This window comes from Microbispora sp. CL1-1 (assembly GCF_012034195.1).
Lineage (GTDB): Bacteria > Actinomycetota > Actinomycetes > Streptosporangiales > Streptosporangiaceae > Microbispora.
Genome location: NZ_JAATEK010000189.1, coordinates 1 through 476 on the forward strand (window position 1 = coordinate 1; position 476 = coordinate 476).

The 476-nt window shown below is 69.5% G+C and carries 1 protein-coding gene; it reads right to left on the reverse strand.

Features of this window, described 5'->3' with window-relative positions; all coding sequences use genetic code 11:
- A partial coding sequence (locus HCK04_RS40555) for a polyketide synthase (RefSeq protein ID WP_142652799.1) occupies positions 1-476 on the reverse strand: 476 nt, incomplete at both ends.

Here is a 476-nt window from a genome sequence, read left to right on the forward strand (position 1 = left end):
GGTGCTTGTTCGAGGATGACGTGGGCGTTGGTGCCGCTGACGCCGAAGGCGGAGACGGCGGCGCGGCGGGGGTGGCCGGTTTCGGGCCAGGGGCGTGGTTCGGTGAGGAGTTGGATGGTGCCGGTGGTCCAGTCGACGTGGGGGGTGGGCTGGTCGATGTGGAGGGTTTGGGGGAGGTGTTTGTTGCGGATGGCTTGGACGGTTTTGATGATGCCGGCGACGCCGGCGGCGGCTTGTGCGTGGCCGATGTTGGATTTGAGGGAGCCGAGCCATAGGGGCTGGTCGGTGGGGCGGCCTTGTCCGTAGGTGGCCAGGAGGGCTTGGGCTTCGATGGGGTCGCCGAGGGTGGTGCCGGTGCCGTGGGCTTCGACGGCGTCGACGTCGAGGGGGCCGAGTCCGGCGTTGTCGAGGGCGTGGGTGATGACGCGTTGTTGTGAGGGGCCGTTGGGGGCGGTCAGGCCGTTGGAGGCGCCGTC